Origin of the sequence: Pseudomonas sp. EMN2, from assembly GCF_009650555.1 — a bacterium.
GTDB classification, from domain to species: Bacteria; Pseudomonadota; Gammaproteobacteria; order Pseudomonadales; family Pseudomonadaceae; genus Aquipseudomonas; species Aquipseudomonas sichuanensis.
In genome coordinates this window covers 1-9,338 of the sequence record NZ_VZZR01000064.1, presented here as the reverse complement: position 1 = coordinate 9,338, position 9,338 = coordinate 1, and the positions used below count along the sequence as shown (strand labels likewise).

The 9,338-nt window shown below is 63.9% G+C and carries 10 protein-coding genes; 5 read left to right on the top strand and 5 right to left on the bottom strand.

All coding sequences use genetic code 11. From position 1 onward, the window contains the following. Positions 1-186 (top strand): hypothetical protein (locus F6X61_RS27025; protein ID WP_178125850.1); only part of this gene is annotated, 186 nt, incomplete at its 5' end. A 112-nt stretch (positions 187-298) separates the two neighbouring features. Here the strand turns inward: F6X61_RS27025 and F6X61_RS19065 are convergent. From F6X61_RS19065 to rpmE, 3 genes are all read right to left on the bottom strand, one after another. Next, the gene (locus F6X61_RS19065) at positions 299-1,567 is read right to left on the bottom strand and encodes a malic enzyme-like NAD(P)-binding protein (protein WP_153787931.1); all 1,269 of its coding nucleotides are present in this window, start codon (positions 1,565-1,567) and stop codon (positions 299-301) included. 179 nt (positions 1,568-1,746) lie between these two features. Beyond that, positions 1,747-2,568: a thermonuclease family protein gene (locus F6X61_RS19060; protein ID WP_153787930.1), complete on the bottom strand. Its 822-nt coding sequence runs from the start codon at positions 2,566-2,568 to the stop codon at positions 1,747-1,749. A 1-nt stretch (position 2,569) separates the two neighbouring features. Further along, complete coding sequence (gene rpmE, locus F6X61_RS19055; protein WP_125465915.1) at positions 2,570-2,785, bottom strand: 50S ribosomal protein L31; 216 nt, start codon at positions 2,783-2,785, stop codon at positions 2,570-2,572. A 169-nt stretch (positions 2,786-2,954) separates the two neighbouring features. Between rpmE and F6X61_RS19050 the strand changes: the two genes are divergently transcribed. The 3 genes from F6X61_RS19050 to F6X61_RS19040 all read left to right on the top strand — a co-directional run bounded on the left by F6X61_RS19050 (position 2,955) and on the right by F6X61_RS19040 (position 7,797). Then, a complete protein-coding gene (locus F6X61_RS19050) occupies positions 2,955-5,174 on the top strand; it encodes a primosomal protein N' (protein WP_153787929.1) in 2,220 nt (739 codons plus the stop codon). Between the two features lie 189 nt (positions 5,175-5,363). Next, the gene (gene argS / locus F6X61_RS19045; protein ID WP_153787928.1) at positions 5,364-7,100 is read left to right on the top strand and encodes an arginine--tRNA ligase; all 1,737 of its coding nucleotides are present in this window, start codon (positions 5,364-5,366) and stop codon (positions 7,098-7,100) included. A gap of 1 nt (position 7,101) precedes the next feature. Beyond that, positions 7,102-7,797 carry an SPOR domain-containing protein gene (locus F6X61_RS19040; RefSeq protein ID WP_153787927.1) on the top strand — a complete coding sequence of 232 codons (696 nt, stop codon included), beginning with the start codon at positions 7,102-7,104 and terminating at the stop codon, positions 7,795-7,797. Positions 7,798-7,836: 39 nt separating this feature from the next. On the opposite strand, the gene F6X61_RS19035 is transcribed toward F6X61_RS19040, so the two are convergent. After that, on the bottom strand, positions 7,837-8,262 hold the full coding sequence (locus F6X61_RS19035; protein WP_153787926.1) for a TM2 domain-containing protein: 426 nt from the start codon (positions 8,260-8,262) through the stop codon (positions 7,837-7,839). Between the two features lie 158 nt (positions 8,263-8,420). Between F6X61_RS19035 and F6X61_RS19030 the strand changes: the two genes are divergently transcribed. Beyond that, positions 8,421-9,062: a C40 family peptidase gene (locus F6X61_RS19030; RefSeq protein WP_153787925.1), complete on the top strand. Its 642-nt coding sequence runs from the start codon at positions 8,421-8,423 to the stop codon at positions 9,060-9,062. Between the two features lie 75 nt (positions 9,063-9,137). Here F6X61_RS19030 and F6X61_RS19025 read toward each other — a convergent pair. After that, positions 9,138-9,338, bottom strand: a 201-nt coding sequence (locus F6X61_RS19025) for an IS3 family transposase (RefSeq protein WP_153787924.1), incomplete at its 5' end; no start/stop codon positions are given.

The following is a 9,338-nucleotide window of genomic DNA, read 5'->3' as shown; positions in this document are numbered from 1 at the left end:
CCGCAACTGGCCGAAGCCTTGGCGCGGTGGCAGGCGCAGGTCGGCAACACCCGTGTCGAGCCATTGGCCATGGCGCCGACGGAGCGTGCCTCGAGGGTGCCGGAGATCAAGGTGGTCACCTCCGACGAAATCTTCGCCATGCTCGATGCCCAGAGCGATCCGTCTGACCCACTGAACTTGATATAGAAAAGAGCCCGATGCCTGCGCGCGGCCCCTTGAAAGGTTGATAAGTGTCTAGTCAAACAAAAAAAGCCCCGACTCTCACGAGCCGGGGCTTTTTCATGACGCTACGGCTGGATCAGCCGTTGAACACGTCATCCACGCTTTTCAGCGGGTAGTGCTTCGGATACGGCAGGGTCGCCACGCCGGACTCGATGGCGGCCTTGGCCACGGCATCGGAAACGACGGTGATCAGGCGTGCATCCAGTGGTTTCGGGATGATGTACTCACGGCCGAATTCCAGTGCCTGTACGCCGTAGGCGTCGCAGACTTCCTTCGGCACCGGCAGCTTGGCCAGGTCCTTCAGGGCGACGGCGGCGGCGATCTTCATTTCTTCGTTGATGCGCTTGGCGCGAACGTCCAGGGCACCGCGGAAGATGAACGGGAAGCCCAGTACGTTGTTGACCTGGTTCGGGTAGTCGGAACGACCGGTGGCCATGATCACGTCGCTGCGGGTGGCGTGAGCCAGCTCCGGGGAGATCTCTGGATCTGGGTTCGAGCAGGCGAACACGATCGGGTTGGCCGCCATCGACTTCAGGCCTTCTGCGCTCAGCAGGTTCGGGCCGGACAGGCCAACGAACACGTCGGCACCGTCCAGGGCGTCAGCCAGGGTACGCTTGTCGGTAGCGTGGGCGAACTGGGCCTTGTACTGGTTCAGGTCGTCACGGCCGGCGTGGATCACGCCGCTGCGGTCGATCATGAAGATGTTCTCGACCTTGGCGCCCATGCTCACCAGCAGTTTCATGCAGGAGATGGCGGCAGCGCCGGCGCCCAGGCAGACGATCTTGGCGTCTTCGAGCTTTTTACCGGCGATTTCCAGGGCGTTGATCATGCCGGCCGCGGTAACGATCGCGGTGCCGTGCTGGTCATCGTGGAACACCGGGATGTCGCACTGTTCGATCAGGGTGCGCTCGATCTCGAAGCACTCAGGTGCCTTGATGTCTTCGAGGTTGATGCCACCGAAGGTGATGGAGATGCGGCGAATGGTGTCGATGAAGGCCTGTGGGCTTTCCGATTCGACTTCGATGTCGAACACGTCGATACCGGCGAAACGCTTGAACAGAACACCCTTGCCTTCCATGACCGGCTTCGAGGCCAGCGGGCCCAGGTCACCCAGACCGAGGATCGCGGTACCGTCGGAAATCACCGCAACCAGGTTGCCCTTGCCGGTGTATTTGTAGGCCAGCTCTGGATCACGACCAATCTCGCGCACCGGTTCGGCGACGCCTGGGCTGTAGGCCAGGGCGAGGTCACGGGCAGTGGCGGTGGGCTTGGAGAGCTCGACGCTCAGTTTCCCCGGACGGGGCTGGGCGTGGTATTCGAGAGCGGCGGTTTTCAGGTCTGACATGATGGGCATTCCGCTATTTACTGTTCTGACGGACCGCCGAGGATACGCAAAGTGCCGGGGGGCGACAAGACTGCCCGGTCACTAGTGTCAAGGCCTTTGGCCTACGACTTTACGCTATAACCCACGGGGCTTGCGAAAGCCTAGTGTGTACAATCCAATAGCAAACTGTCTACAACTATTTAGCCAGAGGCAGGCTGCAACATACTCGGATCGGTCAATGGCAACACCCAGCGTCGCTGCCCGGGCTTGAGCCCTCCCTTGCGGGAACGATCCAGCACCCAGCCACGCGCTTCGACCTGGCGTCCCTTGAGGTTAGCGAAGAAGCTGGCGGGGAAGTTGCGCTGCAGACGGGCGGGGACCCGCACCACCACGCTGTTGTCCAACTCCAGCCAGACACCGCCGCTATTGCGCTCGATGCCATTGATTTTGCCGCTGATCAGCGCAAAACCGGATTGGCGCACATCCCGTGCACGCAGCACCGGCGATTGCCGCCAGAGCCCCAGACGCGCCTTGCGCGCTGCCTGTTCAGCTTGCTGCTGACACCCGGCAAGGCGTGTATTCGGCGCAAATGCAATGCGGTAGGCCAAGCCCTCGCTGAGCAGTTGTGCTTCAAGATTGTTGCCAGAACGGCTGTAGATATGCGCCAGGGTGCGCCCGTACTTGTCTTTGCCCTCAACCCCGGGCACCAGCCCGACCCGGCCATCGCTGGCCTTGATCAACGCCTGCAGGCGGCGCTTGGCCGCGTCGGCATAGGGCTCGCTGGGCCGCCCTTTACCTGCGACTTCCGGGGCATTGATACCAATCAGGCGAACACTGCGGCCATCAACCAGGCGAACGGTATCGCCATCGACCACATGGCGCACCGCCACCTGCTGCGGCCTGTCCGGCAACGGGCAGAAAGCCAGGGCCGGGAAATGCCAAATCGCGCCCACAAAAAAGGCGCCCACAAGGGACGCCTTCTTCTGCAACAGTGCGAACCCCGAAGGCTTCGCCATGCGCATCTTACTTCTTGGCACCGAACATGCCGAAGCGATCGGCGAACTTCTGTACGCGACCACCGGTGTCCAGGACTTTCTGCTTGCCAGTGTAGAACGGGTGGCACTGGGAGCACACGTCGATCGCCAGCGGCTTGGCCAGGGTCGAACGGGTTTCGAATTTGTTGCCGCAGCTGCAGGTGACTGCAACTACTTCGTAGTTCGGATGAATATCTGCTTTCATGGTCACTTCCTCGAGCTGCGTGCCGCCACCCAACACCTATTGTTGAATACCGCACGTAATTAGGCGGCGAATAATACCAGAGCGCGACGCCAGCGCAAGTTGTCGCTTGCACCGACCGTCGTCTGCTAGGCTCGCCTGATTTGTGAAACGCCCTCCAGAGACCTTCCGCGTGTCCGACGTCATCCTGCGCCTTGCCCTGCCCTCGCCCCTGCGTCGCCTGTTCGACTACCGGGCCACCGCAAGCATGGCTCGCCAGACGCTGACCCCCGGCATGCGCATTCGCGTGCCGTTCGGCCGCCGGGAAATGATCGGTGTGCTGGTGGAGGTAGCCGACAAAAGTGAAGTGCCGGCGGACAAGCTCAAACCCGCCAGCGCCCTGCTCGACCCGGTTTCGCCCCTGCCGCCGGCGCTGTTCAAGCTGTGCCTGTGGACGGCGCAGTACTACCAGCACAGCCTGGGCGACACCCTGAACTGGGCGCTGCCCACCCTGTTGCGCCAGGGCGAGCCGGCCGAAGTGCGCCAGGAGCGCTTCTGGCATGTCGCCGCCGGGGCACGCCTTGAAGACCCGCGCATTGCCCGCGCGCCGCGCCAGCGCGAAGCCCTGAAGACGCTGTCGCAGCACCCGCACGGTGTGGCTCACAGCCTGCTGAGCAAGCTCGGCCTGAACAAGGACAGCCTCGATCTGCTGCTGGCCAAGGAGCTGGTCGAGGTCGAAACCCGCCGGCACCTGCCACAGGCCCGTCACGAGCACTGGCTGGCCCAGCCGGAGCTGCCGCTCAACGAAGAACAGCGCGCCGCCTTCGAGGCCGTGCGTTCAGGCTTCGGCGCCTTCCACGCGTTCCTGCTGGCCGGCGTCACCGGTAGCGGCAAGACCGAGGTCTACCTGCAACTGATCCGCGAAACCCTGGAGGCCGGCAAACAGGCGCTGATCCTGATCCCCGAGATCAATCTCGGCCCGCAGACCTTGCAGCGCTTCGAGCAACGCTTCAACGCACGCATCGCCCTGCTGCACTCGGCAGTGGGCGACCGCGAGCGCCTGGACGCCTGGCTGGCGGCCCGCGATGGCGAGGCGGACATCATCATCGGCACCCGTTCGGCGCTGTTCACGCCGATGAAGAACCCGGGGCTGATCATCATCGACGAGGAGCACGACGGCTCCTATAAACAGCAGGAAGGCCTGCGCTACCACGCCCGCGACCTGGCGGTGGTGCGCGCGCACCAGGAGAACATCCCGATCCTGCTGGGCTCGGCCACCCCGTCGCTGGAGAGCCTGCACAACGCCCACAGCGGCCGCTACGGCCTGCTGCGCATGAACCAGCGTGCCGGCGGTGCCCGCGCACCGCGCTTCATGCGCCTGGACGTGCGCAGCCTGCCACTGGACAGCGGCATCAGCGGCCCGCTGCAGCAAGCGATTCGCCAGACCCTGGAGGCCGGCCAACAAGTGCTGGTGTTCCTCAACCGCCGCGGCTTCGCCCCAACCCTGCTGTGCCACGACTGCGGCTGGCTTTCGGAATGCCCGCGCTGCGACGCGCGCATGACCGTGCACCAGCGCTCGGCCGTGCTGCGCTGCCACCACTGCGGTTATGACGAGCGCCTGCCGCTGCAATGCCCGCAATGCGCCCACGTCGACCTGCGCCCGGTAGGTGCCGGCACCGAACGTGCCGAAGAACGCCTGAAGGTGCTGTTCCCCGACTACCCGATCCTGCGCGTGGACCGCGACAGCACCTCGCGCAAGGACGCCATGCACAACCTGTTCACCACCATCCAGCGCGGCCAGCCGAGCATCCTGGTCGGCACCCAGATGCTGGCCAAGGGGCACCACTTCCCGCGGGTGACCCTGGTGGCGATCCTCGATGCCGACGGCGGGCTGTTCTCCGGCGACTTCCGCGCCAGCGAGCGCATGGCCCAGCTGATCGTGCAGGTGGCGGGCCGCGCCGGGCGCGCCGAAGAGCCGGGCAAGGTTATCGTGCAGACCCACCTGGCCGACCATCCGTTGCTGGTGCAACTGACCGAACAGGGCTACTTCGCCTTTGCCGAACAGGCCCTGAGCGAGCGCCGCGCCGCCGGCCTGCCGCCGTTCGCCCACCTGGCCCTGCTGCGCGCCGATGCGCACAAGCCCGGCCAGGCCGAAGGCTTCCTCGACGAAGCCTGCGCCGCCGCCGAGCGCGTGCTGGCCGAACAGGGCCTGCATGGCATCGAGCTGCTGGGCCCGGTGCCCGCGCCCATGGAGCGACGAGCGGGGCGATTCCGCGCGCAACTGTTGCTCCAGGCCAATGCCCGGGCTCAGTTGCATCGACTGATCAGTGCCTGGTTGCTAGTGTTGGAGCAGATGCCTTCGGGGCGGCAAGTGCGCTGGTCGCTGGATGTCGACCCGGTGGACCTGTACTGAGAGTTCAAGCGGTCCGTGGGAGCGGGCTTGCCCCGCGATTGAGCCCATCGCGGGGCAAGCCCGCTCCCACGCCTGACCAACGATACCGGCCAAAAGGTTGGCAACCCGCCCCCGGCAACGGATAATGCCCAGTTTTTCCACCTGCGCATCGAAGCGCCCCACCGCGCTTGCGGTCGAAAAGAGATCCCCATGAAAGACACCATTCGCCAGCTGATCCAGCAAGCCCTCACCCAACTCGTCACCGACGGTGTGCTGCCTGAAGGGCTGACGCCGGCGATCCAGGTGGAAAACGCCCGGGACAAGACCCACGGCGACTTCGCCAGCAACATCGCCATGATGCTGGCCAAGCCGGCCGGCATGAAACCGCGCGACCTGGCTGAGAAAATCATTGCAGCCCTGCCGGCCAGCGCCGACATCAGCAAGGCCGAGATTGCCGGCCCCGGCTTCCTGAACTTCTTCCAGAACACCGACGCCTTGGCCAACCGCCTCGACGCCGCCCTGGCCGACGACCACCTGGGCGTGCGCAAGGCCGGCCCGCTGGAGAAAGTGGTGATCGACATGTCGGCGCCGAACCTGGCCAAGGAGATGCACGTCGGCCACCTGCGCTCGACCATCATCGGCGACAGCGTCGCCCGCGTGCTGGAGTTCCTCGGCGACAACGTCATCCGCCAGAACCACGTCGGCGACTGGGGCACCCAGTTCGGCATGCTGATGGCCTACCTGCAGGAAAACCCGATCACCAGCGACGAGCTGTCGGACCTGGAGAACTTCTACCGCGCGGCCAAGAAGCGCTTCGACGAGTCCGAGGAGTTCGCCACCCGCGCCCGCGGCCTGGTGGTCAAGCTGCAGGCCGGCGACCCCGAGTGCCTGGCGCTGTGGACGCGCTTCAAGGACATCTCGCTGTCCCACTGCCAGAAAACCTACGAACTGCTCAACGTCAAGCTGACCATGGCCGACGTGATGGGCGAGAGCGCCTACAACGACGACCTGGCGAATGTGGTCGCCGACCTCAAGGCCAAGGGCCTGCTGGTGGAGAACCAGGGCGCCCAGTGCGTGTTCCTCGACGAATTCAAGAACGCCGAGGGCGACCCGCTGCCAGTGATCGTGCAGAAGGCCGACGGCGGGTACCTGTACGCCACCACCGACCTGGCCGCCGTACGCTACCGCAGCAACAAGCTTCAGGCTGACCGCGCCCTGTACTTCGTCGACCAGCGCCAGGCCCTGCACTTCAACCAGGTGTTCGAAGTGGCCCGCCGCGCAGGCTTCGTCGGCCACCCGATGCAGATGGAGCACATGGGCTTCGGCACCATGAACGGCGCCGACGGCCGTCCGTTCAAGACCCGTGACGGCGGCACCGTGAAGCTGATCGACCTGCTCAACGAGGCCAAGGAGCGCGCCTACGCGCTGGTCAAGGAGAAAAACCCGAGCCTGGCCGAGGACGAGCTGCGCAAGATCGGTGAAGTGGTGGGTATCGGCGCCGTGAAATACGCCGACCTGTCCAAGCACCGCACCAGCGACTACAGCTTCAACTTCGAGCTGATGCTCAACTTCGAAGGCAACACCGCGCCCTACCTGCTGTACGCCTACACCCGTGTGGCCGGCGTGTTCCGCAAGCTCGGCAAGGGCTTCGACGAGGTGGACGGCAAGATCGTGCTGCAGGCCGCCCATGAGCAGGACCTGGCCGCGCGCCTGGCGCAGTTCGGCGAGATTCTCAACAACGTCGCCGACAAAGGCACCCCGCACGTACTGTGCAGCTACCTGTACGACCTCGCCGGCCTGTTCTCCAGCTTCTACGAGAACTGCCCGATCCTCGCCGCCGAGACCCCGGAGCAGCAACAGAGCCGTCTGCGCCTGGCAGCCCTGACCGGCCGCACCCTCAAGCAGGGCCTTGAGCTGCTCGGCCTGGAAACCCTGGAGCGTATGTAACTTGGCTGCTGCAAAGAAAAAGCCCGCGCCCAAGCGCGGCGCCAGCCGCCACCAGCCCGCCGCCAAGCAGCCGATCCCGGGTTGGGTGTGGCTGGCGGTCGGCCTGACCGTCGGCGCCTTCATCGTGTTCCTGATGAAACTCGAACCGGGTGGCGGCGACATCAAGCGCACCAAACCCGAACAGCAGAAGCCGGAGAAGGTCGCCGAGGCGAGCAAAACGACCGCACCTACACCGCAGCAACCGGTGAAGCCGAAGTACGACTTCTACACCCTGCTGCCGGAGTCGGAAGTAATCGTGCCGCCGGAAGCGGTGCCCGAGAAGACGCCGCCGGTGCCGGCCGTGCCAACCACGCCGGTCACCCCGGCGGAAGCGGCGAAGATCGACACCGCCCGTGCGCAGGCCGCGCTGATGGGGCAAACGCCTCCACCGGCACCACCTGTGATCAAGCCGGCACCGACCACCCAGTTCTTCCTGCAGGCCGGCTCGTTCCGCAAGCAGGCGGATGCCGACAAGGTCCGCGCGCAGATCATTCTGCTGGGCCAGGCGGTCAAGGTGGAATCAGGGACGGTGAAAGAAGAAACCTGGTACCGCGTGATGGTCGGCCCGTTCAGCAACCGCGAACAGCTCACCGTGGCGCAGAAGCAACTGGCCGGGGCAGGCTTCAGCAACCTGCTGTTGCAGCAACGCCGTCAGTAACGAAAAAGGCCTTGCCGCTCACCGCGACAAGGCCTTTTTTCATACCCGGCGACGCTCGGCGTTTACCTGGGAAACCTGGCTGTTGAGTGTCCAGAAGTCGTACAGCACACCCAGCAGGAACAGGCCGCCGGTAAACAGGTAGATCAGTGCACTGATCCATTTGCCCTGATACAGGCGGTGTACACCGAACACCCCAAGAAAGGTCAGGAAGATCCACGCCAGGTTGTAGTCCACACCGCCGGACTCGAAGCGCAGATCCGCCTCGCGATCCATCGACGGGATCAGGAACAGGTCGATCAGCCAGCCAATCCCCAGCAGCCCCAGGGTGAAGAACCAGATCGTCCCGGTGATCGGCTTGCCGTAGTAGAAACGGTGCGCGCCGGTGAAGCCGAAAATCCACAACAGGTAGCCGAGGACCTTGCTGTGGGTGTCGTGCGCGGGCACGCCCTGTTGATAACCATTCATTCGAAGCCCTCGTGGGTTAGCTGAAAATTTTCTAACGGAAAATGTGACTTTTCCGTGTTGACCCGACATATGGTACGTGGCCAATCGACCAACGGATCAGAATTTGATCAAAAAGCTGTTATAAAGTTGCGCGCCAACACCCTATAAGAGCATCAACTATGCCGCCTTTCATCAAGACATGGCTGACCCTCTGCCTTTTATTACCCCTGGCCGCCCACGCCACCAATCGTGAGCAACGTCTTCCAAACGGTTTCACCGGTTACACGAGCAATGCCGACAGCTCGGTGAAACGCGCACCTGTGCAGTACCGCAAGGCCACCACTCTCAGTGCCCGCCCGAGCAGCGCCACCCAGCGCCAGGCGCTGCAGGCCGTGGCCATGTCGCCCAAGCAGAGCAGCGAAGTGCTCAGCCGCGCCGTGAACGTGCTCGGCACCCCGTACCGCTGGGGCGGCAGCAGCCCGAAGAAGGGCTTCGACTGCAGCGGCCTGGTGAAGTACGCCTTCAACGACGTGGCAGACGTCGACCTGCCGCGCACCTCCAACGCCATGGCCCAGGGCCAAGGTGTGAAGGTGGCCAAGAGCGACCTCAAGCCAGGCGACCTGATTTTCTTCAACATCAAGAGCCGCCGGGTCAATCATGTGGCCATCTACCTGGGTAACGACCGCTTCATCCACGCGCCGCGCACCGGCAAACGGGTGAGCATCGACAGCCTGGAGAAGCCTTACTGGCAGAAGCATTACGTCGTGGCCAAGCGCGTCCTGCCCAAGAACCAGCAGGCGCTGGCCCTGGCCAAGCGCTAAGCCAACATCGCGGGGCAAGCCCGCTCCCACGACAGCTTTGCTGTTAGATGGACTGCCCCCAAAAAGTTGGACAGATTAGCTAGCGGCCTGGGCCCTGTACTCGACAGGGCTCAGGCCGTTTAGTTTCTGCTTTATGCGGTCATGGTTGTAGTAGCGGATGTACTCGTCCAGACCCGCTTTCAGTTCTTCCACGCTTTGAAACCGCCTCAGATAGAAAAACTCTGATTTCAACGTGCCAAAAAAGCTCTCCATCGCAGCATTATCCAGGCAGTTGCC